The 22236-nt window shown below is 59.5% G+C and carries 21 protein-coding genes; 6 read left to right on the top strand and 15 right to left on the bottom strand.

Annotated elements, in window-relative coordinates:
• Position 1: 1 nt before the first annotated feature.
• The 4 genes from Q2T52_RS12020 to argE all read right to left on the bottom strand — a co-directional run bounded on the left by Q2T52_RS12020 (position 2) and on the right by argE (position 4071).
• Positions 2-1465, bottom strand: a complete 1464-nt coding sequence (locus Q2T52_RS12020; RefSeq protein ID WP_302076979.1) for an aldehyde dehydrogenase family protein — start codon at positions 1463-1465, stop codon at positions 2-4.
• Positions 1466-1633: 168 nt separating this feature from the next.
• Positions 1634-1987, bottom strand: a complete 354-nt coding sequence (locus Q2T52_RS12025) for a cupin domain-containing protein (protein WP_302076980.1) — start codon at positions 1985-1987, stop codon at positions 1634-1636.
• Positions 1988-2013: 26 nt separating this feature from the next.
• Entirely contained in the window at positions 2014-2934 is a 921-nt protein-coding gene (locus Q2T52_RS12030) for a 2-hydroxyacid dehydrogenase (protein ID WP_302076981.1), read from the bottom strand.
• Positions 2935-2946: 12 nt separating this feature from the next.
• Complete coding sequence (gene argE, locus Q2T52_RS12035; protein ID WP_302076982.1) at positions 2947-4071, bottom strand: acetylornithine deacetylase; 1125 nt, start codon at positions 4069-4071, stop codon at positions 2947-2949.
• Between the two features lie 233 nt (positions 4072-4304).
• Between argE and Q2T52_RS12040 the strand changes: the two genes are divergently transcribed.
• Positions 4305-5195 carry a GNAT family N-acetyltransferase gene (locus tag Q2T52_RS12040; protein WP_302077273.1) on the top strand — a complete coding sequence of 297 codons (891 nt, stop codon included), beginning with the start codon at positions 4305-4307 and terminating at the stop codon, positions 5193-5195.
• 275 nt (positions 5196-5470) lie between these two features.
• Here Q2T52_RS12040 and Q2T52_RS12045 read toward each other — a convergent pair whose 3' ends face one another.
• From Q2T52_RS12045 to Q2T52_RS12100, 11 genes are all read right to left on the bottom strand, one after another.
• On the bottom strand, positions 5471-6223 hold the full coding sequence (locus Q2T52_RS12045; protein ID WP_302076983.1) for an SDR family NAD(P)-dependent oxidoreductase: 753 nt from the start codon (positions 6221-6223) through the stop codon (positions 5471-5473).
• A 38-nt stretch (positions 6224-6261) separates the two neighbouring features.
• The gene (locus tag Q2T52_RS12050; protein ID WP_436799525.1) at positions 6262-7296 is read right to left on the bottom strand and encodes a transketolase family protein; all 1035 of its coding nucleotides are present in this window, start codon (positions 7294-7296) and stop codon (positions 6262-6264) included.
• On the bottom strand, positions 7293-8147 hold the full coding sequence (locus tag Q2T52_RS12055) for a transketolase (RefSeq protein WP_302076984.1): 855 nt from the start codon (positions 8145-8147) through the stop codon (positions 7293-7295). The genes Q2T52_RS12050 and Q2T52_RS12055 overlap by 4 nt, the downstream gene beginning before the upstream one ends.
• 113 nt (positions 8148-8260) lie before the next feature.
• Positions 8261-9247 (bottom strand): LysR family transcriptional regulator, encoded by a 987-nt coding sequence (locus Q2T52_RS12060; protein WP_302076985.1) that lies wholly within the window; start codon positions 9245-9247, stop codon positions 8261-8263.
• A 125-nt stretch (positions 9248-9372) separates the two neighbouring features.
• Positions 9373-10266 (bottom strand): amidohydrolase family protein, encoded by an 894-nt coding sequence (locus tag Q2T52_RS12065; protein ID WP_302076986.1) that lies wholly within the window; start codon positions 10264-10266, stop codon positions 9373-9375.
• A gap of 77 nt (positions 10267-10343) precedes the next feature.
• Positions 10344-11306: a substrate-binding domain-containing protein gene (locus Q2T52_RS12070; protein WP_302076987.1), complete on the bottom strand. Its 963-nt coding sequence runs from the start codon at positions 11304-11306 to the stop codon at positions 10344-10346.
• A gap of 32 nt (positions 11307-11338) precedes the next feature.
• Positions 11339-12310, bottom strand: a complete 972-nt coding sequence (locus tag Q2T52_RS12075; RefSeq protein ID WP_302077275.1) for an ABC transporter permease — start codon at positions 12308-12310, stop codon at positions 11339-11341.
• A gap of 17 nt (positions 12311-12327) precedes the next feature.
• On the bottom strand, positions 12328-13791 hold the full coding sequence (locus tag Q2T52_RS12080) for a sugar ABC transporter ATP-binding protein (protein ID WP_302076989.1): 1464 nt from the start codon (positions 13789-13791) through the stop codon (positions 12328-12330).
• A gap of 506 nt (positions 13792-14297) precedes the next feature.
• Positions 14298-15026 (bottom strand): pyrimidine 5'-nucleotidase, encoded by a 729-nt coding sequence (locus tag Q2T52_RS12090; RefSeq protein ID WP_302076990.1) that lies wholly within the window; start codon positions 15024-15026, stop codon positions 14298-14300.
• A gap of 55 nt (positions 15027-15081) precedes the next feature.
• Positions 15082-15606, bottom strand: a complete 525-nt coding sequence (locus tag Q2T52_RS12095) for a GNAT family N-acetyltransferase (protein ID WP_302076992.1) — start codon at positions 15604-15606, stop codon at positions 15082-15084.
• On the bottom strand, positions 15603-16349 hold the full coding sequence (locus Q2T52_RS12100) for a TetR/AcrR family transcriptional regulator (protein WP_302076994.1): 747 nt from the start codon (positions 16347-16349) through the stop codon (positions 15603-15605). Before Q2T52_RS12100 ends, Q2T52_RS12095 begins: the two co-directional genes overlap by 4 nt.
• A gap of 317 nt (positions 16350-16666) precedes the next feature.
• Here Q2T52_RS12100 and Q2T52_RS12105 point away from each other — a divergent pair, with 317 nt between their 5' ends.
• From Q2T52_RS12105 to Q2T52_RS12125, 5 genes are all read left to right on the top strand, one after another.
• Positions 16667-17866 carry an ABC transporter ATP-binding protein gene (locus Q2T52_RS12105; RefSeq protein ID WP_302076995.1) on the top strand — a complete coding sequence of 400 codons (1200 nt, stop codon included), beginning with the start codon at positions 16667-16669 and terminating at the stop codon, positions 17864-17866.
• Entirely contained in the window at positions 17850-18767 is a 918-nt protein-coding gene (locus tag Q2T52_RS12110; RefSeq protein ID WP_302076996.1) for a carbohydrate ABC transporter permease, read from the top strand. Before Q2T52_RS12105 ends, Q2T52_RS12110 begins: the two co-directional genes overlap by 17 nt.
• Positions 18767-19603, top strand: coding sequence for a carbohydrate ABC transporter permease (locus Q2T52_RS12115; RefSeq protein ID WP_302076997.1), 837 nt, complete (start codon positions 18767-18769; stop codon positions 19601-19603). Before Q2T52_RS12110 ends, Q2T52_RS12115 begins: the two co-directional genes overlap by 1 nt.
• Positions 19604-19692: 89 nt before the next feature.
• On the top strand, positions 19693-20979 hold the full coding sequence (locus Q2T52_RS12120) for an ABC transporter substrate-binding protein (RefSeq protein ID WP_302076998.1): 1287 nt from the start codon (positions 19693-19695) through the stop codon (positions 20977-20979).
• Positions 20980-21071: 92 nt separating this feature from the next.
• Positions 21072-21974 (top strand): CehA/McbA family metallohydrolase, encoded by a 903-nt coding sequence (locus Q2T52_RS12125; RefSeq protein WP_302076999.1) that lies wholly within the window; start codon positions 21072-21074, stop codon positions 21972-21974.
• The last annotated feature ends 262 nt before the right edge of the window (positions 21975-22236 follow it).

Below are 22236 nucleotides of genomic sequence, written 5' to 3' on the forward strand. Positions count from 1 at the left end.
CTCAAAGACTGATGAGTACGCTCTTGCTCTTGCGATTGGCTTCATAGGCCTCGCGGCCGAGGTCCTTGCCGATGCCGGAGCGCTTGTAGCCGCCGGTCGGCAGGATATGGTCGCGCGACCGGCTGTAGCGGTTGACCCAGACCGTTCCGGCTTCCAGCGCGCGGGCGAAGCGCAACGTGCGGGAAAGGTCGGACGTGAAGAGGCCGGAGGCCAGGCCGTAGACCGGGTGGGTGGAGAGAGTGAGCGCTTCATCTTCCGTCTCGAATGTCTGGACGGTCAAAACGGGACCGAAGATTTCCTCGACAATGGCCGGATTGTCCTGCGTCACGCCGGAAATCAGCGTCGGTGCGTAGAAATAGCCGGCACCCTCCATCTCCTCGCCGCCCGTTAGGCATTCGCCGCCGGCGGTCTTCGCGGCCTCGACGATGCTGGCGATGCGGCCGCGCTGGCGGCCGGAAATGATGGGCGAATATTGCGTGGCTGCATCCCAGGTTGGACCGGGGCGTGCAGCCTGCATGCGGGCAATAATTGCGGCGATGAGTTCGTCGGCGACGGATTTCTCCACGATCAGCCGTGTTCCGGCGACGCAGGCCTGGCCGGCGTTGAAGATGACGCTGCCGGCAATCGCGGCGGCAGCCTTGTCCAGATCGGCATCGGCAAAGACGAGCTGCGGGCTCTTGCCGCCGAGTTCCAGCGTCATCGGCTTCACGCCGGTGCGGGCGATGTTTTCCATGATCGCCGAGCCGGCGCGGGTCGAGCCGGTGAAGCTTACCTTGGCGATATCGGCATGGCCGGTCAGCGCATTGCCGGTCGTCGGGCCGTCGCCAAGAACGACATTGATGAGACCCGCCGGAATCCCGGCCCTGACGGCCAGTTGCGCTATGTAGACGGTCGAAAATGGCGTCATTTCGGATGGTTTGATGACCACGGCATTGCCGGCGGCAAGTGCCGGGCCTAGCTTCCAGCCGGCCATGGAAATGGGGAAGTTCCACGGCGTGATCGCACCCACCACGCCATAGGGCTCGCTGATCGTCATGCCGAACGTCTGGTCGTCGGTCGGCACGACATCGCTGCCTTCCTTGTCGGCGAATTCAGCGAAGAACCGGATCTGCTCGGCGGTGACGGCAATATCGCCGGCCACAAGCTGGCCGACGGGACGCGTGGAGGACAGTGCCTCGATCTTCGCCAGCGTCTCGGCTTCCGCTTCAATCAGGTCGGCCCAGGCCTGCAGCGCCTTCGTGCGCTCGCGCGGGCGCACACCGCCCCAATTGCTGGATTTCAGCGCCGCCCTGGCATTTTCAACCGCATGGTTCACGAGTTCCGCATCGGCGACCGGGCAATGCACATAGGTCTTGCCGTCCGACGGGCGATGCATGTCGAGCCCGTCCGTCGCTTCAATCAGCTTTCCACCGACGAAATGGCCGATCGGCAGGGCAAGCGTGTCCGGGTTGAAGCTCAGGCTCATGGGGCGGTTCCTTTCGGTCTTTAGAGGAGACTAGTCGGAACTGCCGAGCACGAACGGTTGCGTGAGCCACGCTCCTCCGTCGTTTCTTGCGTTTTGAGGGCGGGCGGCAGACAAATCTTTTGCGTTGCCGCCCGGCTGGTAGCGTTGAGGAGGAAAACGCAATGCGCGTCAGTTGACGACGACGTAGATCTTGCGCACCGTTTCGATCGTCTTCCAGACCCCGGTAAAGCCGGGCTTCATGACAAAGCTGTCGCCGGCCCTGTAGATCACCGGTTCGCCGCCATCGGGCGTGATTTCGACGACGCCCGACAGGATATGGCAAAACTCGAAGACCTCGCCCTTGATAGACTTGGTTTCGCCAGGCGTCGCTTCCCACACGCCGGAGAGAACCTTGCCCTCTTTGGCCTCGTCCATGGCCCAGGTCTTGAAGGCCGGCGATCCTGCAATCAGACGCTCCGGCAGCGGTCCGGATTCCTTAGGGTTGAAGGTCGGGTTCGGGTCGAGCGTTTTCAGGAGAGACATGGTGTTCCTTTCGAGGGTTGCTTGGGTCAATAGCGTGCGCGGTCGACGAGACCGATGGGATCACGGCCGGAGAGATGCAACCGGATATTCTCTATGACGGCACGGGCCGCCGTTTCCGGCTGGGTGACACTGGCGATATGCGGGGTGAGGATGATCTTGGGATGCCGCCAGAGCGGATGATCGGCTGGCAGCGGCTCCGGATCCGTGACGTCGATCATGGCCGCCGACAAGTGCCCGCCGTCCAGCGCTTTGAGAAGCGCCGCCTGATCAAGCTGCGGGCCGCGCCCGGTATGGATCAGCGCAGCCCCTTGCGGGAGTTTCGCAAAGAGATCGGCGTTCAGGAACCCGCGCGTTTCTTCCGTCAGCGGCAGCAGGCAGACGAGTATGTCGGTTCGCGTCAGCATGGCCTCAAGCCCGGCCGCACCGTGATGGCAGGTGACGCCATCAAGCTCACGCGGGCTGCGGCTCCAGCCGGAGAGCGGGAAGCCGAGCGGCTTCAGCCGATCGAGCACTGCCTGCGCCAGCATGCCGAGGCCCAGAATGCCGACGCGACGGTCTTGCGCCTGCATCTGCGGCATGGGTGACCAAACGCCCTGCCGCTGCCGGTCGAGATAGGCGGGCAGATTACGATGCAGGGCAAGCGTGGCGAGCAGCACATATTCCTGCATCATCCGCACGATCCCGTCCTCGACCATGCGCACGATCTTCACATGCTCGGGAATGGCCGCGATATCGAGCTGGTCGACACCCGCCCCGATCGAAAAGAGGATTTCGAGATTGCGGTAGCGCGCCAGATCGGCGGGCGCCGTCCAGGTGATCATATAGCGCACGGCGTCAGCATCGACGCTCCCCGCATCCATGCTGAAGGGGATGTCGGGCAGGGCCTGTGCGAAGGCATCGGCAAAGATTGCCCCGCGCTTTGCGTCCGAATTGAAGAGAAAGGTCATCGGCTTGTTGTCCTATGCCGTGCAGCGTTGCCCCAGCGCCTCGATGAAGCGCTGGCAGGCGGCAAGCTCGCTTTCGAGAATGAACTCGTCCGGCTTGTGGGCGCGGCCAATGTCGCCGGGGCCGCAGATCAGCGCGTCGATTCCGGCGGCCTGATAGAGCCCGGCCTCGGTTCCGTAGCTGACGGCACCGAGCGGCGTTTCGCCTGTCAGGGATTCCACGAGATGGACCAGCGGGCTTTGTGTCGAGAGCGCCAGCGCCGGATAGGCGCTCATCTCTTCCCACTCGATGGCAAAGCCTTGGCCGCGCAGGCCTTCCGCCACCTTGCGGATGGGCCCGAGAAGATCTCGGGGATCGACGCCGGATATGGCCCGCGCCTCCATCTCCAGCGTGCAGAGATCGGGAACGATATTGATGGCCTTACCGCCCGCAATCACGCCGGCTTGCAAGGACGAATAAGGCGGCTCGAACGCCGCATCGAAGGGGCCGCGCGCCATGCTTGCCGCCTGATCGATCACGGCATTGAGTATGCCCGCCATGGCGTGGATGGCATTGAGCCCCAGATCGGGCCGCGAGGAATGCCCGGCCCGCCCCCGGATCGTGACCCGCGCGGCCGCCTTGCCCTTATGGGCAAGTACAGGACGCATGTTGCTCGGTTCTCCGATGATGGCCCCCAGCGGCGGCGCGCAAAGCGCTGGCAACCGGGCGATCAGATGCGGCACACCGCGACAGCCGGCCTCCTCGTCATAGGAAAAGGCAAGGTGGACCGGCCGCCTGAGCCCCGCCCTGGCGAGCTGCGGGACGGCGGCCAGGGCCGCGGCCAGATAGCCCTTCATGTCCGTCGTTCCGCGCCCGAAAAGCTTGTCGCCGTCACGGCGCAGGCTAAAGGGATGGGTGGTCCATTCGCCGGCCTCTGCCGGAACGACATCCATATGGCCGGAGAGGATATAGCCGGGGAGATCGTCCGGCCCGATCGTGGCGAAGAGATTGCTGCGATCGCCTTCCGGCCCTGCAAGGACATGCGCGGTTACGCCATGGTCGGCGAGATAGTCGCTGATCCATGACGCGATCGCGCCGTTCGGCGTGCCGACGACGCTGTCGAAGGACACGAGCTTTTCCAGAATTTCCGTCGCGTTCATGAATTCCCCGGTGCAGCCTGCGGTAGATTGTGACATGGTTCGGCAGTGTCTCAGAATGGCTGTTTTCAGCGGGATTCCATGCCGAACCTGTCGGCCATTCGGTCGAATGTTGTGATGTGAACGAATTTTCGAGCAAAATCTGCGGTGGCGCCGGTTTATGATTGTTTTGCTGCCTTGCAATGGTCTTGCAGCGTGGTCTGAAATATTTCGAGGATTGATCGGTGGCCGAAACAATGATTCCCGGCGAAAGACTGCAGATTGACGCCTTTGCGATGCAGATCGGCGATGTCGCGGATGCCGATCTCGAACAGCTTCATGCCCTGTCGATTTCGGTTGGTTGGCCCCATCGCGGTGCCGACTGGCAAATCCTGCGCGAGGTTGGCAAGGGCGTCGTCGCAACCGATGACATCGGCCGGATCATGAGTTCAGCCATGTGGTTCCGCCAGTCGCCCGAGCTTGCGACGATTGGCATGGTGATCACGTCCCCGCGCCTGCAAACGCAAGGCACGGGCCTCTGGCTGATGGAATATGCCCTGAAAGACCTTGAGGGCGTGAATCTCCGCTTGAATGCAACGCGCGCCGCTCAGCGGCTCTACCTCTCCCTCGGCTTCAAGCCGGAGAAAACGGTCTATCAATGTCAGGGTGTCGTTACCAATCCGCCGGCAGACCGGGCGGTTTCTGGCGATCTGCGCAGTTTGACGGACGACGATCTTGCCGCTGCAATCTCGCTGGATGCGGGCGCCTTCGGCGTTTCGCGGGCAGGCCTAATGGAAAAGCTCTTCCAGCATTCACGCGGCTATGGCCTCTTTCGCAATGGCGCGCTGCAAGCCTTTTCGCTCTGCCGCCGCTTCGGACGCGGCCATGTGGTGGGTCCCATCGTCGCGGCGGATGATGAGGACGCGATCGCTGTCGTCTCACCGCATATCCGCGATCATAAGGATACGTTCCTACGTCTCGACACCCATTTTGAGACGGGCGACTTCGCGTTCCATGTCGTACACAGCGGCTTGTCGGTGTTTGACACTGTGCTGACCATGTCATTCGGCAAGACACTGGCAGATTACATATCGGACGCGGCGAACCCACCACGAACCTATGGTCTCGCCAGCCAGACGCTTGGCTGAATGCTCCAGTTAGTGATGCGGGCTGCTTTCGACGCCGGCGTCATCAGGAGTGCGGTCGCCGTAGATACGGAAGGGGAGGGGAAGGATGTCGATGACGCCCCGCGTCGACTGCCGTGAGACGGCCAGCCGTCCGAAAAGGATCCGATGATCTATGATGTCGAGTCGGGGAGTATGCCCGGCTTGACGCACGCTGTTGACCGGCCAGATATCGCCGCCGCCGGTCCCTGCCACGCCTTCCGGTGCCGGTGACGGAGACCGTTCCTGTCGCGAAACGTCTAATGGATAAGCGAACCGCCGTTCACATCGACCTCGGTTCCCGTGCAGTAAGCAGCGAGTTCGGAGGCCAGGAAGAGGGCACAGCCGGCGACATCCGAAGCTTCGCCGGCGCGGCCCATGGGAATGCCCTCGACGATCTTTTCCAGCATGTCGGGTGTGAGTTTCCCCGCGGTGATGTCAGTGGCGATGAAGCCGGGGCAAATGGCGTTGACGCGGATGTTCGACGGTGCCAGTTCACGGGCCATCGCCTTGGTGAGCCCCAGGATGCCGGCCTTGGCGGCTGAATAATGCGGGCCGCCGAAAATGCCGCCACCGCGCTGAGCTGACACGGAGCTGAGATTGACGATCGAGCCGGACTTGCGCGCGCGCATGCCGGGAATGACGGCCTGGCTCATATAGAGCGTGCCGCGCAGGTTGACGTCCAGAACCGCATCGTAATTGGATGCGCCGATCTCCATGATCTTCAGCGGCTGGGTGATGCCGGCATTGTTGACTAGGATGTCGACGCTGCCCCAAAGCTTTTCAAGCTCGGCAGCTGCCGCATCGCACGCGACCTTGTCGGTTACGTTGCAGGCAAGGCCGACATGATGCGGGCCGAGATCGGCAGCGGCGGCCTCGGCAGCGGCGGCATCCAGATCGAGAATCGCAACCGTCGCGCCATGCTCGGCAAACAGTTTTGCCGTGGCCTTGCCGAGCCCTCGCGGCGAGGCTGCGCCGGTGACGATCGCAAATTTACCTTTCAGCAGACCCATGGGTCTCTTGCCTCCCTTTCAGATGTTGGAATTCGCCGTCAGAGCCAGGCCCGGATGCGGGCAGCGACCTTGTCGACGGAGATGCCGTACATGTCGTGTAGCGTCGGCAGCGCGCCGGCCTCCAGAAACTGGTCCGGCAGTCCGATCATGCGGAATTTCGGGGCGATGCCGCGCGACAGGAGACCGCCGGCCACCGCCTCGCCCAGCCCGCCCATGACAGTGTGATTTTCTGCTGTGACGACCAGCCGCCCCGACCTGGCGGCTTCTGTGGCGATCGTGTCCAGATCGAGCGGCTTGATCGTCGGGCAATGCAGGACGGCGACGTCCACTTTGTCTTCGGCAAGTTTCAGGGCCGCATCCAGGGCGCGCATTGTCATCAGCCCGGTCGAGATAACGAGGACGTCGCGCCCGTCGCGGATGAGCTGCGCCTTGCCAAGCTGAAACCGGTAGTCCGGTTTGTGCTTCTTGAGGACAGAGGGAACCTTGCCGCGCAGGAGCCTGGCATAGACGGGGCCCTCGTGGGCGCACATCGCCGGCACCATGCCGACAATGTCGTCGGCATCGCAGGGATCGATGATCGTCATGTTGGGCAGGCCACGGAAGATTGCAATATCCTCGGTTGCCTGATGGCTCGGGCCGTAGCCGGTCGTCAGGCCAGGCAACGCGCAGACGATCTTGACCGGCAGGTTTTCCTCTGCGATCGCCATGGCGATGAAGTCATAGGCGCGGCGCGAGGCAAATACGGCGTAGGTCGTCGCGAAAGGCAGAAAACCCTCGCGTGCAAGGCCGGCCGCGGCCGACATCAGCACCTGCTCGGCCATGCCCATCTGGTAGAAACGGTCCGGCATCGCGTTGGCGAAGACATGCAGGTCGGTGTATTTGCCGAGATCGGCCGTCAGGCCGACAATGCGATCGTCCTTGCGGGCGGCCTCGATCAGGGCGCTGCCAAAGGGTGCGTTCACCGTGTCATAGCCCTCTGCGGCGAGCGAGGCGATCATGGCGGAAGTCGCCTGACGTTCGCCTTCGGGACGCTTGCGGGCTTCGTATTTGCGGGCCATGGATGCGAGCGTCATGCGGGCTTTCCTTCTTCGAGAACTGCGAGCGCCTTGTCCCATTCATCCGCCTCGACGCGGACGAAATGGGTTATTTCGCGGCTCTCCAGGAAGGGTACGCCCTTGCACATGGTCGTATCGAAGATGATGACGCGCGGCTTTGCGTCCTTGAGTGCGCGAGCGGTATCAAAAGCTGTGACGACAGCGGCAAGATCGTTGCCATTCACGCGCTGTGCGTGCCAGCCGAACGCTTCCCACTTTTCGGGCAGCGGCTCGGAGCAGAGCATTTCAGTGGACTTTCCGTCGGCCTGCTGGTTGTTGAAGTCAACGAGGCAGATCAGGTTGTCGAGCCTGTGATGGGCACCCGACATGGCGGCTTCCCAGGTGGAGCCTTCGCCCAGTTCGCCGTCCGACATGAGATTGTAGACGAATGCCTTGTTCCGCTTCCGCTTCAGCCCCATGGCCATGCCGACGGCAATGCCGAGACCATGGCCAAGCGAGCCGCCGGTGATTTCCATACCCGGCGTGTAGGACGCCATGCCCGACATAGGCATGCGACTGTCATCCATGCCATAGGTTTCGAGCTCATCTTCCGGGAGAATTCCCGCTTCCATCAGGACGGCATAAAGCGCGATTGCATAGTGTCCGATGGATAGCAGAAAGCGATCGCGGCCTTCCCATTCCGGGTCCTCTGACCGAAAGTCGAGTGCGTGGAAGTAGGATGCGGCCAGAACATCGGCAATCCCGAGCGCCTGACCGATATAGCCTTGCCCCTGAACCTGTCCCATCAACAAGGCTTTCCGACGTATGTTCCAGGCTCTATTTGCCAAAGAAACGTTGGATCGCGCCGCGGAGCGGCTTGCCAGTTCCATGCTTTCCTCCCGACTTTCCATGGGTCGAGAAATAGCATCGACAGGGAGGGAAGGATTTTAAGAAAAGTGAAAGATATCTGAAGTCAGCCTTAAACCACGAGCGGTGGTTCAGGCTACAAACCCCAAGGCTTGACATCGATCAGGTCGGTGGGGGAACCGATACGGAAGCGGCAGCCCAGGCCTTCGAGATGCGCGCGCGCGGCATTGTCGTGCTTCTTGCTAACGGCAGTCATCCAGTTGAAAAAGCGCATCACGATACGCCGATTGAGATGCCGCGAGGGGCAGACAAACCAGTAGGCTGGAAAATCGATCACGTCGAACGCAGTCGAAAAGGGTACAAGTTCGCCGCGTTCCAGTTCGCCCAGACAAAGCGTGACGCTGTCGAGCGCAATTCCGGCACCCTGCTTAGCCATTTCAATAGACATGGATGACCGGTCGAACCGTAAGGGATAGCTGACGTCCGGAATGTCTATCTTGTTGTAGGCGAGCCAAAGGTCCCATCGATACAGCGTCTTTACGCTATCGATCAGTCGCGCCTTCGCCAACTGGCGTGCCGGGTCCGGGTCTATATCCCGCAAGCGCTCCAGATAGGCCGGGCTGCAAAGCGGAAGCACAAGATCGTGCATCAGCGGGGTGACCGAGACCCCGTTCCAGGTTCCGAGCCCGTAGCGCAGGTCCACATCGACATTTTCCGTTTCGAAGGCAGAGAAATCAGGCGTCGCGTCGATCCGCATGTTCCAGTCTTCGTTTTCGGCGGCAAACGCGCCGACGCGGGGGCCGAGCCATCTGACGCCGAAACTCGGACTGACCCTGATGACGAAATTACGCCTGTCCCGCTGCAAGGAAATGGCCGATCGGGCATTGCGTATGGCGCCGAAGGCTTGCGTTGTCGTCTGGAAAAGCCGGTCGCCATCGAGCGTCAGGATCAGCCGCTGCTTCTCACGGCGAAAGAGCTTGACGCCCAACTGCGCTTCGAGGAGCGACAATTGCTGGCTCACGGCAGAGGGCGAAATCCCGAGTTCCTCGGATGCCTTTGTCACGCTGCCCAGCCGCGCAACCGCTTCAAAATATTCCGTAGCTTTCAGGTTCAGATCGCGCATGCGCTCATGCTTATCTTAAGAGCACACGGCGATCCATGCCCTCGTCCGGCATAAAAGAAGGTGGTGCGCGAAACGCACCACCCAAAGGTCACGCTTGGGAGCGTGCAGTCAGGAGATATCCCGGTTCAGATACGGTAGAATTTTTCGGCATTGTCATGAAACAGCTTCATCCGGTCGGTATGCGGATAGCCGACGGTGATATTCTTGAATGCGTTGAAGATCGCATCGTATGACGAGAACAGCTTGTCGACGGGGAAGTTGGACGCGAACATGCAGCGGTCGATGCCGAAGATCTCGATGGCGGCTTCGACGTAGGGACGGATGGACTCCGTCGTCCAGGTGAAGTCACCCATCCCAAGGCCGGAAATCTTGCAGGCGACGTTCTCGGCCTGTGCGAGCTTGCGCATCCCCGCGCGCCAACCCTTAAAGTGGTCGGGTCCGTCAACCTGCATGCCGGTATGGTTCAGGATGATCTGCGTGTCGGGGAAATCTCTTGCCAGCTCGTAGAACTCTTCCATCTGCCAATAATAGAGCTGCAGATCGTAGGACAGATTACGCTTCGCCAGTTCCTTGAAGCCCCGCCGCCATTCCGGCGTCCGGCTTACTTCGGGCCTGTCGAGATAGGTCTTGGCGGGATCGGTATGATAATTCATCGATTGCCGGATGCCGCGGAAATTCCTGTATTCCATGTGTCCGTCAAGGAGATCGGCAACATCCGGCTTGCGGAAATCCGCATAGCCTACGATGCCATGTGGGAAGCCGCGCAGATCCGCGATCCCCTGCAGCCACCGCGTTTCTCCCACAGGGTCCTTCGGATCGTACCCGACATCGAGATGAACCGATTTGACAAGGTTCTGGTTTTTCGCGTCCTCCAGAAAATCGTCGATCAGATAATCAGAGATGATGGCGGAATAATCTCCGAAAGCCGAGGGCTTCGCGCCATCGCTCAGCCAGGGATAATAGTTGTTGGTGATGTCCCACAGATGATGGTGGGGGTCGATCAGCGGAATGTCAGTCATCGGAAAACCAGTCGGATGGAGTTCACGGGATCAAGATGAAGAGGCCGGAGACGGATGCCCATCTCCGGCCAGTTTGATCACTGCGGGAAGACGCGCGCAATAACCTTCTTGGCGGCATCCGAGTCGATATCGGCAGCCTTCACCAGCGGCATGACGAGCGCCATGTTCTGCGTGGTCTTTGCACCGGTCAGCGCATTGTAGACCTGCTGGGTCGCATCGATGCCCTGGCCAACGGCCTCCTGGAAGAAGATGCCCTGGATGGCGCCGTCTTTCAGCAGCTGGATCGTGGTCGGGCTGCCGTCTGCAACCGTGACGCCGACCTTGCCGGTCAGGCCGCGGGTGGCGAGAGCCTTGGCGGCACCACTGCCGGCCTGGTCATACATCCCATAGATCGCCTTGACATTCGGATGCGCGGTCAGGAGGTCATTGGCCTGCGTGACCGCCTCGTTGATCGTCAGGCCCTTGGTTTCGAGAATCTGCACCAGATCGCAGCCGTTAGCCGCGAATGCTTCCTTCGCGCCCTTTAGGTATTTCTGGGCGTTTTCACGGTCCTGCGGCAGCGACAGCATGCCGACTTCCTTGCCACCCCGCTCCTTGGCGAGTTCGCAGGTGTATTTGCCTTGGGCAAGGCCGGTCTCATAGTTGTTGGCAGTGACCGACGAGGTGAAATTCGTCTGGCCCGGCTGGGGGCCGATGCCGGCGAAGGCAACCGGGATCTTGTTCTGAGCCAGGAAGCTCAGAAGCGGCGGCGTGGAGGTCGAGCTGACCGGGCCGATGACAACCGCGTTGACGCCGCGCGTGACGGCCACCCTTGCATTGTCCATCTGCTTGGCAGGCGAGTTTTCCGAGGTGTATTCGACATAATCCATGCCGAGTTCCTTGGCCTTCTGCTGAACACCGTGCGCCACCCATTGCCAGTAGTCGATATCGAGCGACGGCGCGATATAGGCGACTGTGAACTTCTTGTCTGCGGCGTGGGCGCCCTGTGCGATCAGCACGCTGGCGGCTGCAGCCAAAATCGTCTTGACCAGTTTTTTCATAGTTCCTCCTCCTAGAGCGATATGATGCGTATTTATTGATGGCTGAATCTGTCGATGAGAACCGCGACGAGAATTGCGAGCCCCGTCACCGAGCCTTGCCAGAAGCTGTTGATGCCGATGAGGTTGACGCCGTTCTGGATGATGGTGATCATCAGAGCGCCGAGCACGGCGCCGATGGCGGATCCGGTGCCTCCGGACAGGCTTGCGCCGCCGATCACAACGGCTGCAATGGCCTGCAACATCAGCGACGCCCCGGCCGTCGCCTCGGCATTGAGGATATAGCTCACGGTCAGAAGCCCGGCGAAGGAAGCCATCGTGCCAGAGATGACATAGGCGGCAAAGCGGGTGCGCTTGACTGGAATGCCCAGCAGATAGGCGGCCACTGGCGAGCTGCCGATCGAATAGAACCAGCGACCTGCCGTGACCTTGCGCAGGACGAATTCCAGCACGATCGTGAAGATCAGGCAAAACAACACGAAATTCGGCAGGCCGGGGATCATCTCTCCACTGTTCAGCAGCCAGTAATCCGGCGAATTGACGCCCAGCGACCGACCGTTGGTAACAATGAAGGCAAGTGAGGCGGCGACCGCATAGGTGATGAGCGTCACGACAAAGGGGGCCAGTCCGACCAGCGTGATGAGGATACCGTTGATGCTTCCGAAGATGACGCCGACGGCGAGGCCGGCAAGGCTCGACGTAACCTCATCGAAGCCATTTGCCATGGCAAGCGCCGTGACCATGCCGGTCAGCGAGAAGATCGATCCCACTGAGAGATCGATGCCGCCCGTGATGATGACGATGAGCACCCCGAGAGACATGATTACCAACGGCGCCGATGCCTGCAGGATATTGGAGAAATTGCCTGACGACAGAGCGGCCGGGACAAAAATGCCGACGCCTACGAGGAGGACAACGCAGGCGGCGGCGATTGCCAGCTCCGATCGATAGACCGAGAAAATGGAGGGCATGCGCGGCGCGGATGCGTTGTCGCTTTTGGAAGTCATGTGCTGTACTTTCGTGTTCATGCCGCCATTCCCGTGAGGTCAGCCAGTGCATCCTCGTTAAACCGGTCGGGCGGGAGGAGGCCCTTGGCATGCCCTTCGGTGTCGAAGGCCAGGATCTCATCGCAGAGTTCCAGCAATTCGACATTCTCCGTCGACCACCAGACGACAGTCGTTCCCTGTTCGGCCATCGTCCGGATAAGCCCGTAGATATCCCGCTTGGTGCCGATATCCACGCCGCGCGTCGGCTCTTCGAAAACCACCAGTTTCAGCGGCATGGCCAACCAGCGGGCCACCAGCAGCTTTTGCTGATTGCCTCCCGAAAGTGTACCGGGAAGATCCCAGATCGATCCGGCCTTCAACTTCAATCGCTGGACAAGCTCCATGCACTCGTTGCGCTCCTCGCCGTGCACCCAATAGCGGCGTTCGCGAATGCGGCGGGAAGCCAGAACGTTGTCAACGATGGGCAGTTGCGCAAGAACGCCTTTCGTGTGCCGGTCGCCGGAGACGTAGCCGATGCCAAGATCAATGGCTTGTCGCGGCGATAACGGATGGCTCGGCCATCCCTCTGCCGCGATGCTCCATCGGCTGGCGCGGCCCGTGCCGTTGAGAAGTGCGATCAGCTGCGAGGGACCTGCGGGCGCACCGGCCAGCCCAAGAATCTGGCCCTTGCGCACAAGCACATCGCCGGTCGGCCCCTTGAGCATGATGCTACCTTCCGCAGTTGTGATATTGCGTCTCTTGCGCTGCTCATCGCGATGTGCCGGCTGGCCCATCTGATGGACGATTTCACTGTCTGTGAGTGTCGAAAGCGGCGCAGCATCGACTGCGGTGAGACCATCGCGGATGATGGTGCAGACATCGCAAAGCTGCCGGATTTCCTTCATGCGGTGCGAAACGAAAACGATGCCGATGTTCTTCTCGCGAACCAGTCGGCGCAGCACGAGGAACAGTCGCTCCGTCTCGCCGGCGGTCAGGTTTGCTGTCGGCTCGTCAAGCAGCAGAACTTCGGCGCCCGTCGAAAGTGCGCGTGCGATCTCGACAATCTGCCCCTCGTGCATCGACAGCTCGGAAGCTTTCAGATGAAGGTCGCGCGCAGCCAGTTGCGGGTCGATCAGAGACAGCGCCGCATGGGCAATCTCAGCCTGTTGTCGGGGCCGTACAATCGATCGGCCGGATGCGGCATGCACGAGCGCGATATTCTCGGCCACAGACAGATCGGGAAGAAGCGCCAGTTCCTGATGGACCACGGCGATTTTGGGTTCAGCTGCATTGCTGGAGGAAAATGTGATCTCGCCATCATCCTTGCGAATACCGCCTGTGATGATGCGGATCATCGTGCTTTTTCCGGCGCCATTCCCGCCGAGAAGGGCGTGGATCTGACCGGATCTGACCGTAAAGTTCAGCCCGCGAAGGACTTTGGTGACGCCAAAACTCTTGTGCAGATTTTTGACGGAAATCAATTCTATATCAGGCGGCGACATGCGAAACCCGCCAACCCAAGGGGATGCTTTTCACGCATCGATATCTGCAAAACTCGCTCGTCATGTTCCAACTCCTCCCAAAATCAAATTTAGAGAAGGGCCTTCATGCCGGAAAGTTACTAAAGTTAAAGATGTGTTTAGTCTGACTAAAGACCTCGCTGGGCTAACTTATCCGGCGGCCTGATGTGTCGGTCTGCATGCGCGGTCTCATTGGCCTCTCGGAGGATCTTGATATCCTGATATCGCGTTACGCGAATGATCCTGACAGTATACCAGGACTTCTCAATAAGACCGGGAAGACGATCCTGCCTGGCAGGATTTCATGCGGCCACATCCCCAGTTCCTGAGACGGCACCGTGAGAGATACTTCAATCAGTGAGCACCAGGGCAAGTCTTGCGCTGTAGCTTCATCCTGAACGGGTCTATTTCGGTCCGCTGGCACCTATAGTCGTAAATCATCCCGGTCGACACTCGAGCGGGTCACCGGTGGATGCGCTTTCTCGATGCTACCTCTTGTTGCGGTGGGCACGAACCACATCCGAGAGAAATCGAGCCAGATCGTGGGTCACATGGTTAATGTAGCCGGGGTTGACGTCTGATGAGGGCCTGCCCCGCTTGGCCTCACCGACAGTTGCGGATTTGACCAGAACAGTCTTTGCGCCGAGGGTAAAGGGAATTTCGAGATTACGGGGGACATCCTCGAACATCGCCGCCTTCTTAGGATCCGCCCCCATATGGGCGAAGAGGCGTTCATAGGGCGCACGATGGGGTTTGGGATCGAGATCGGCCCAGACGATGTCGAAGATGTTGTGGAAGAGGTCGGTAATGCCGAGGCGCGCCAGCACATTCTCGGCGTGGCTGACGGTTCCATTGGTGTAGATGACACGCTTACCGGGCAGAGACCTGATGGCTTCGGCAAGCTGGATATCCGGCACCAGCATGGCATGGTCGATATCGTGGACATAGGTGAGGAAGTGGTTCGGATCGATTCCGTGTTCGATCATCAGGCCGTTGAGGGCGGTGCCGTGAACAGCTTCGAAACGCTCATAAAGCACGGCAGCTCCGGTATGATCCGTATCCAGCAGGTCGCAGATATAGTCATAGGTCCTGTGTCTCATCTGGATCATCAGATTCAGTTCCTGCGGATAAAGGGTGTTGTCGAGGTCGAAGATCCAGACGTCGACATGTTCGAAATCTGCAGCAAGGTCTGCTGTCTCGGCGAGGAGTGGGTGCATTGACTTCTCCAGAGACGGGCGGGACCGGCGAGTCCGCGCGATCGTCCGACAGGGGTTAAACGGTAAGATCTTGGGAGCTTCGGGCCGATCCCCGCGCTTGCAGCCATTCAGCCCGCAGCAGCGACATCAGCAGCAGATCAGCACGGCGACCGTCGGGAAACCGCAACGCACTGCGCATCAGGCCTTCCTCGACGAAGCCGATCTTGGAATAGACGTGACGGGCGATATCATTGTCGGGCAGAACGTCGAGCCACAGCCGTTCCATGTGCGGATCCGCAAACACCAGATCGGTCAGAGCAAGGAGGAATCGGGTGCCAAGGCCCTTTCCGGACTGACGGACCGCGATACGGTTGAGATTGGCGATGCCCTTGCCATTATCCTCCTGTTTGATGACGGCAAAGCCGACAGCGCCCGTCGCAAGTTCGCCGATCACATATCTATAGTGCGGCAGGCTCATCTTGTGACGATGAACAGCCACATCATGGGCGCCGACAAGCTCGGGATAACCCGGCAGCCGCTCGATCGCCATGATGAGATCGATATCGGCATCATCGGCCATGCGAAGGGAAAGACTATTCAATCTGGCAGTTCCTGCGAGCGGTCTTTATGGGAGGGAAGCGCGGTCGGCGATGCGGCGTCATCGACCGGTCTGGCGAGGACCATTGCAAGGATTGTTTCGATGTTGAAAGCCAGACGTGCGTCGAGCGCTTCACGCGTCATTAGCTTACGTTGATAGACATGTGAGCTGGTTGCGTGATTCATGAGATAATAATAGCAGATCGCATTCTTCGTCAGGCACAGCTGGACCGGATCGATATCAGGCCGAAACGTGCCATCCGCCACACCGCGGGCGAGAATGTCCTCAGTCAGAAACTGCGACTTGTCCGACCCCTCCCGCAGCACTTTTGACGAACGGAAATGCCGCGCGCCAAGCATGTTTTCTTCATTGAGAAGCTTGGTGAATTCGGGATGCGCCATGTAATAGCGCCAGACGAAGGTGACGAGGGCGACGAGGGCATCGCGCGGCGGCATATTCTGGAGGTTGAGGTTCGCTTCGGCCTCCCATATGTCGGTATAGACCTTTTCGAAAACAGCCTGAAACAACTGCTCCTTGTTCCCAAAATACTGATAGAGCATGCGTTTGCCGATCTGCGCCTTGGCAGCGATTTCATCGACCCGCGCGCCGGCAAAGCCCTTAGTCGAGAACTCCGCGACAGCCGCCTCTAGGATCCGCGACCGGGACAGATCCGGCCGCCGCGGATGACGGCTGGTGCGGCCTTCCGCTGTCTCCAAAGTCGCCGTTGGCTTGACATCCTCTTCCATCAGGCGTCGCTCCCCTTCCGCTCATACCCTCGCCACAAGCGACGAGTTTTGCCGATGCCAGAGACGGCCTTGAACGGCCCGATTGTTTCTGCCGTTTTCCGTTGCACTTCAACCATTTGCCGGCGCCTCCCAGTACAGCGTTGTAACTATTCAGTCACTTATATCATCTAAGTACCTGTAATCAATATAATATTTTTCGAGAAATTTTCTGGGCCGTCATCAAGCTGTCAAGCACGAGGTCTATAGGCTGCCCGGTCGCCTGCTCCCGGCAATGGGCTCTCGCGATCATTTGGAAGCAATCCGGAGTGGTGCAACCCATGCATGGCAAGGACATCAGGATCGCCGGCCTCAGGAAAGATTTCGGCGCCACCAGCGTTCTGAAGGGCATTGATCTTGATGTGCGGCAAGGTGAATTTCTCACACTGCTTGGGCCGTCTGGATGTGGCAAGTCAACCTTGTTGCGCTTGATTGCGGGCTTTGACATCCCGACCTCGGGAACGCTTGAGATCGGCGGTCGCGATGTTACTTATCTGGTGCCCAAGCAGCGCCAGATTGCGATGGTGTTCCAGTCCTACGCGCTGTATCCGCACATGAGCGCCGGGAGAAACATTTCCATTCCGCTCGAGATGCAGCGGCTGTCATTCTCTCAGCGCCTTCCCGGTGCTGGCTTTCTGTCAAGCAAGGTTAGACGGATCCGTGAGGATATCGCCGCCGATGTGGCGCGGGTCGCGGACCAACTCGGGCTCGAAAGCCTGCTGGATCGAAAGCCGGCGCAGTTGTCGGGCGGTCAGCGGCAGCGAGTGGCTATTGGCAGGGCGCTTGTGCGCAATCCTTCCGTATTCCTTATGGATGAGCCGCTGTCCAATCTCGACGCCAAGCTTCGCAATCAGCTCCGTGAGGAAATTGCCGATCTCCACCGTCGCACAGGCATCACATTTGTTTTCGTCACGCATGACCAAAAGGAAGCGATGGCTCTGTCTGACCGGATCGCACTCATGCAAGGCGGCCAGATCGTTCAATGTGGCACCCCCGGCGAACTTTACGGTGCGCCGGCGCTTCTCTCCGTGGCACGGTTCGTCGGATCGGCGCCGATCAATGAAATACCTGTCACCGTCGGCAACGGGGATCTCCGCGCCGGACAATTGCGCCTGGGCCTGCGTGCAGAAGGTGTGGCTGACGGCCAATTCATCCTGGCCTTACGCGCCGAGGCGCTGGAGGCCGTGCCGCACGCGGACGAGACAGGGGTTCTGCGGCTGCCGGTCGCGCATGTGGAATATTCCGGATCGGAAATCATTGTGCGTTGCGGCGGACGTGAAATCGGCTCGGAGTGGATCCGCATCCAGATCCCGGCAGAACGTTACGAACAGCTGCGCAACAGCGGCAATCTGGGCGACACGATGACGTTTCGTGTACGCGCCCACGGCGTCCATCTTTTTGCGCTTTCAGGGGAAAGAATGCGTGTCTCCTTGGAGAACAACGCCGAAAAAAATGGGGTGCGCCATGCCGTCAGCGTCTAGCGCGACCAATCTTTCCTGCGGGCGCGCATTCCGCAGCCGCCATGAAGCGCTGGCCTACGGGTTCTCGGCTCCGGCCTTCCTGCTGCTGTGCGTCACGGTCATAGCGCCGATTGTCGTCGTCGTTGCCATGAGCCTGACCGACTACCGCCTGGGACGGACAACATTCCAGTGGATCGGTCTCGGCAACTACGCAACAATGCTGTCCTCACCTTACTTCTGGCAGGCCCTGAGAAACAGCGCTGTCTATACCGCATTTGTCGTGCCCCTCTCGGTGTTCCTGGGCCTGTTCGTGGCGATCCTCATTCATCATCGTACGAAATCCCGACGCTTTTACGAGATCGTCTACTTCCTGCCGGTCGCCAGCACGCTGACGGCGATGTCCATCGTCTGGAGCTATGTGCTGAACGGACGCATCGGACCGCTCGCCAACGTGATGGCCTCCATCGGATTGCCCCGTCTGGACTTCTTCTCAGATGACAACCTGGCCCTGATCGGACTTGCCATTGTCGGAATTTGGCGGTTGGTCGGATATAACGTCGTGCTGTTCCTGGCGGGCCTTACCATGATCCCGGAAGAAGTTCAGGATGCAGCCTCCCTTGATGGCATCGACACCTTCTGGGATCGGCTGAGATACATGATCTGGCCGCTGCTGGCCCCCACGACGGTGCTGGTCTTCGTACTGAACTGCATTCAGGCTTTCCAGGTCTTCGATACGGTCGCGGTTCTGACGAATGGTGGACCGCGCGGGACAACGAACATGCTGCTCTACGAAATCAATACCCAGTCCTTCGGTAGCCTGAAGATCGGCTACGGGAGCGCCTTGACCGTGCTCTATCTCATCCTGATCGGTGCGTTCTCCATCGTTCAGGTCGCTCTTTCCGATAGAAAGGCGCGTCCCTGATGCAACGCGGATTTGCTCCACTCCTGAGATCATTCGGTGTCCATACCATCCTGCTATCGGGTGCCTTCATAACGATTTATCCGTTCCTGTGGATGTGGAAGGCCTCGATCGAAAGCAGCGGCGAAGTCTTCGGTGCCATGAAGAACGCGCCTTCGACATTCGAGTCCGTCCTCTCCAATTACGGTCAGGCGCTATTTGCAACACCGGTCCTGCATTTCATGCTGAACGGGGTTCTGGTGACGGGCGGCATTCTGTTCTTTCAAATCATCACCACGGTGACCTGCGCCTACGCGTTGGCGAAATTCGAGTTCAGAGGCAAGCGGCTGCTAATGGCCATCGTACTGTTTGCCATTACCATTCCAGCCCAGGCACCGGCGCTGCCGCTCTATATCGGTCTTGCAAAGCTGCAACTGCTGGACACCTATTTCGCAATGATGGTGCCGCATCTCACCTCCGCCTTTGCGATCTTTCTCTTTCGCCAGTTCATCAGGTCATTTCCGGACGAGATCCTGCTGGCCGCGCGCCTCGATGGCATGACGGAGATCGAAATCGTCGCGCGGATCGTGGCACCGTCCATGCTGCCTGCCATTGCAGCCTTCTCGATCTTTTCGGTGACCTTTCATTGGAACGATCTCTACTGGCCGATGATCGTCATCCACTCCATCGATCTGGCGCCACCCACCCTGGGGATCCTGTTTTTCCGCAGTCAGGAAGGCGGGGATAGCTTCGGCCCGCTGATGGCCTGTGCCACCATCGTGACCGCACCCCTCATTCTCGTGTTTATCGCCGCTCAGAAGAAATTCGTGCAGGGAGTGACCATGAGCGGCGTCAAGTGATTTGAGCCCGCCCAGCGGCAACTGGACGGGCTCAAATGGGCAAGACCCAACGGCAAGACAAAGCCATTCCACATCCTAGGAGATGATCCATGAGCTTGATCACAAGATTGACTGCAGCGGCGCTCGCCTGCTGCATGGCTGCACCAGGCATCGCACAGGCAGGCGAGGTCACTTTGAATTTCTACCACTCCTATGCGAGTACGGCAGAATTTCTGAAGCCGATCGTTGCGGACTTTATGAAAGACCATCCCAATATCAAAATCAAGCTTCAGGTCCCAGCCGAAAGCTATTCAGCCGCCAACCAGACCGTGATCCGCGGCATCATGACCGATAACGTTCCGGACGTTTATTTGCCGTCCTATTCCACGATCGCCCCACTGATCGAGACGCTGAAGCAGAACGGACGTGATGTCGATCTCTCCGGTTTCTTGTCCACCGAAGGCAAGGATTGGGTGAACGCGAACTATTCGTCCAAACTGCTGCAACTCGGCCAGGTCGGCGGCAAGCAGTATGCCATGCCGTTCACCGCATCCTTGCCGATGCTTTACGTCAACCAGGATCTCGTCACCAAGGCAGGTGGCGACATGAACAATTTCCCCGCCACCTGGGATGGCGTCATTGCGCTCGCCCAGAAGATCAACGCACTGAACTCCGGCGCCAGTGGCCTCAGCTTCTCGGTCGGCGGCCTCAGCGACGACTGGTACTGGCAGATGATGGTGCTCTCCACCGGCTCAGGCATTCTCAACAAGGACAATACGGGCATAGCCTATGACAATGCCCAGGGTCTCGCAGCCCTCAAGGCAACGCAGGACATGGCCGCCAAGACCAACATGACGGTCAACACGACACCCGAGCCAACCACGCAGGCCTTCTTCGCGGGTAAGGTGGGCATGATCGTCGGCTCTCCCTCCAGCCTCACCAATTACACCAAGTCGGTCGGCGGTCGCTTCACGCTGCGGACGATGAAGTTCCCGATGCTCAACCCGAAGGACGGCGGCCTTCCGGCAGGTGGCAACGCTCTGGTCATTCTGGCCAAGGACAAGGAAAAGCAGGCGGCCGCCTGGGAATTCATCAAATACCTCACCGGACCGAAGGCTCAGGCTGAGGTTGGTCAGGCCACCGGCTACATGCCCACCAACAAGAAATCAGAAGAGATTCTGAAGGATTTCTACGCCAAGAATCCGAATTTCCAGACGGTCTTCGCCGAAATGGATTGGGCTGCTCCGTGGTACTCCTATCCGAACAACACGGCTGACGACATCTGGAAGGGTGTGGCCCTGACGCTCGACAAGCTCCAGCGCAACCAGATGACCCCCGAGGCTGCCTTGCCTGAAATTCGCGATCACGTCGCCAAGGTTTTGGCCGCCAACAAGTAATCAGCTTTCAGATTGTGCTGAACGAATTTGACGCTCCGGCGCAATCCCTGCGCCGGTGTGTCTTCAAGCATGGAAACCACAGGACATATGACATGTTGGACGCTTTTTCCGCCAAGGGGCAGTTCTACAAAGGCAATATTCACGGTCATTCCACCCGCTCCGACGGGCTGAAAACGCCAGAACAAGTGGGGGCCTACTACAAGTCGGCAGGCTATGACTTTATTGCCATCACCGATCACTTTCGGGAAAAATACGGCTATCCGATTGTGGATACGACGTTCTTGCGGGACGGCGGTTTCACCACTTTGATCGGCGCAGAATTGCACGCCCCGGCCTTGGCGAACGGCGAGATCTGGCACATTGTCGCACTCGGTCTGCCTTTCGATTTTGCCCCACCTGCACCCGATGAGACCGGCGCGCAATTGGCCGCACGCGCTGTTGAAGCCGGTGCCTTCGTTCAGATCCCGCATCCCGAATGGTATGGTCTGACGGTGGAGGACGCCGAGACGATTGCGGGCGCCCATGCCGTCGAAGTCTATAACCATGGCTGCGCGGTCGATAGCGCCAGAGGTGGCGGTTCCGAACTGATCGACCAGTTGCTCGCACGGGGAAACCGCATCGGCATCGTCGCTTCGGACGACAGCCATTTCTGGTTCGACTGGTTTGACGAGGGCTGCGGCGGCTGGGTCATGGTGAAGGCCGAGGAGAATACCCCCGAGAGATTGCTGACTGCGCTAAAAGCCGGGCATTATTATGCAAGCCAAGGCCCGGTGATCGATCTGATCGAACGGCGCGGCAACATGCTGCACATCGAAAGTTCGGATATCTTCGCCGCCGTTCTCGTCGGCCCCGCCTCTCTTGCCGCTCGAAAACTGGGTCCGTCGATGTCGTCCATTGATTTGCCGCTTGACCAGTTTGAAGGCACATGGTGCAGGCTCGTGCTGCGCGACACCAAGGGGCGGAACGCCTGGACAAACCCTCTTTGGCTCGACTGACAAAAGCCCCGTTGGTTTGTGGGACAGAAGAGCCCGCATAGAGATGTGCGAGCTTTCCGTCTGCCAAGTCCTTCAGCGAAATGTCCTGTTTCTGCTTTGCATCTAAAACTGAAGTATAGCCGGGGCCTGGTTCAGACAAAGAGCCTATAATTCGCACTGGCTCAGGGTTTTGAGGGTTTGGCACGTCTTTCGCCTTGGGTGATCGAGCATTGCATGTCCCGAATTTCTTCCCGAGTAAATCCGGTCCTTCTGCGTGCAGCTG

It is taken from the genome of Rhizobium oryzicola (assembly GCF_030504645.1).
Taxonomy (GTDB): Bacteria; Pseudomonadota; Alphaproteobacteria; order Rhizobiales; family Rhizobiaceae; genus Neorhizobium; species Neorhizobium oryzicola.

Bases quoted from the DNA above. Each gene is read 5' to 3' on its own strand.
- Q2T52_RS12060 (WP_302076985.1), bottom strand. From the start codon at position 9,247: ATGCGCGATCTGAACCTGAAAGCTACGGAATATTTTGAAGCGGTTGCG.
- Q2T52_RS12120 (WP_302076998.1), top strand. From the start codon at position 19,693: ATGAGCTTGATCACAAGATTGACTGCAGCGGCGCTCGCCTGCTGCATG.
- Q2T52_RS12125 (WP_302076999.1), top strand. From the start codon at position 21,072: ATGTTGGACGCTTTTTCCGCCAAGGGGCAGTTCTACAAAGGCAATATT.
- Q2T52_RS12090 (WP_302076990.1), bottom strand. From the start codon at position 15,026: ATGCACCCACTCCTCGCCGAGACAGCAGACCTTGCTGCAGATTTCGAA.
- Q2T52_RS12115 (WP_302076997.1), top strand. From the start codon at position 18,767: ATGCAACGCGGATTTGCTCCACTCCTGAGATCATTCGGTGTCCATACC.
- Q2T52_RS12030 (WP_302076981.1), bottom strand. From the start codon at position 2,934: ATGACCTTTCTCTTCAATTCGGACGCAAAGCGCGGGGCAATCTTTGCC.
- Q2T52_RS12045 (WP_302076983.1), bottom strand. From the start codon at position 6,223: ATGGGTCTGCTGAAAGGTAAATTTGCGATCGTCACCGGCGCAGCCTCG.
- argE (WP_302076982.1), bottom strand. From the start codon at position 4,071: ATGAACGCGACGGAAATTCTGGAAAAGCTCGTGTCCTTCGACAGCGTC.
- Q2T52_RS12105 (WP_302076995.1), top strand. From the start codon at position 16,667: ATGCATGGCAAGGACATCAGGATCGCCGGCCTCAGGAAAGATTTCGGC.
- Q2T52_RS12040 (WP_302077273.1), top strand. From the start codon at position 4,305: ATGATTCCCGGCGAAAGACTGCAGATTGACGCCTTTGCGATGCAGATC.
- Q2T52_RS12065 (WP_302076986.1), bottom strand. From the start codon at position 10,266: ATGACTGACATTCCGCTGATCGACCCCCACCATCATCTGTGGGACATC.
- Q2T52_RS12025 (WP_302076980.1), bottom strand. From the start codon at position 1,987: ATGTCTCTCCTGAAAACGCTCGACCCGAACCCGACCTTCAACCCTAAG.
- Q2T52_RS12055 (WP_302076984.1), bottom strand. From the start codon at position 8,147: ATGGAACTGGCAAGCCGCTCCGCGGCGCGATCCAACGTTTCTTTGGCA.
- Q2T52_RS12110 (WP_302076996.1), top strand. From the start codon at position 17,850: ATGCCGTCAGCGTCTAGCGCGACCAATCTTTCCTGCGGGCGCGCATTC.
- Q2T52_RS12075 (WP_302077275.1), bottom strand. From the start codon at position 12,310: ATGACTTCCAAAAGCGACAACGCATCCGCGCCGCGCATGCCCTCCATT.
- Q2T52_RS12070 (WP_302076987.1), bottom strand. From the start codon at position 11,306: ATGAAAAAACTGGTCAAGACGATTTTGGCTGCAGCCGCCAGCGTGCTG.
- Q2T52_RS12080 (WP_302076989.1), bottom strand. From the start codon at position 13,791: ATGTCGCCGCCTGATATAGAATTGATTTCCGTCAAAAATCTGCACAAG.
- Q2T52_RS12050 (WP_436799525.1), bottom strand. From the start codon at position 7,296: ATGACGCTCGCATCCATGGCCCGCAAATACGAAGCCCGCAAGCGTCCC.
- Q2T52_RS12020 (WP_302076979.1), bottom strand. From the start codon at position 1,465: ATGAGCCTGAGCTTCAACCCGGACACGCTTGCCCTGCCGATCGGCCAT.
- Q2T52_RS12100 (WP_302076994.1), bottom strand. From the start codon at position 16,349: ATGGAAGAGGATGTCAAGCCAACGGCGACTTTGGAGACAGCGGAAGGC.